The sequence below is a fragment of the Flavobacterium sp. UMI-01 genome (genome assembly GCF_019656315.1).
In the GTDB taxonomy this organism is placed as follows: Bacteria; Bacteroidota; Bacteroidia; order Flavobacteriales; family Flavobacteriaceae; genus Flavobacterium.
The window spans coordinates 702,304-703,118 of sequence record NZ_BPLU01000038.1 but is presented as its reverse complement, the minus strand read 5'-3'; the positions used below and the strand labels follow the sequence as shown (position 1 = coordinate 703,118).

Genomic DNA, 815 nt, shown 5'->3' with positions numbered 1-815 from the left:
CAGGTTCCGCAACTGTAGGAGCAGGTGAGACTCTTATTTGGTACACCGCAGCTACTGGAGGTTCTGTCACTACAGCACCCTCTAGAACTGCTGTCGGAACTAGCTCTGCTTATGCTGGAGCAAAAGTGACTGCCACAGGATGTGAAGGTCCTCGAACATTAGTTACCGTCACCATCAATCCATTGCCACTAGCTCCAGCAGGAGCTGATGTGACAGCCTGTTTTGATAATACAGCCAAAACAGGTTCCGCAACTGTAGGAGCAGGTGAGACTCTTATTTGGTACACTGCAGCTACTGGAGGTTCTGTCACTACAGCGCCCTCTAGAACTGCTGTCGGAACTAGCTCTGCTTATGCTGGTGCAAAAGTGACTGCGACAGGATGCGAAGGTCCTCGAACATTAGTATCTGTAACCATCAACCCATTGCCACTAGCTCCAGCAGGTACTAACGTTACAGCCTGTTTTGATAATACAGCCAAAACAGGTTCCGCAACTGTAGGAGTAGGTGAGACTCTTATTTGGTACACTGCAGCTACTGGAGGTTCTGTCACTACAGCACCCTCTAGAACTGCTGTCGGAACTAGCTCTGCTTATGCTGGTGCAAAAGTGACTGCCACAGGATGTGAAGGTCCTCGAACATTGGTAACTGTAACCATCAACCCATTGCCACTAGCTCCAGCAGGTACTAACGTTACAGCCTGTTTTGATAATACAGCCAAAACAGGTTCCGCAACTGTAGGAGCAGGTGAGACTCTTATTTGGTACACCGCAGCTACTGGAGGTTCTGTCACTACAGCACCCTCTAGAACTGCTGTT

The 815-nt window shown here is 49.1% G+C and carries 1 protein-coding gene; it reads left to right on the top strand.

The genetic code is table 11. The features are described 5' to 3' along the window. On the top strand, window positions 1-815 hold an 815-nt coding region (locus tag K5R64_RS13015; RefSeq protein WP_220764001.1), incomplete at both ends, for a hypothetical protein.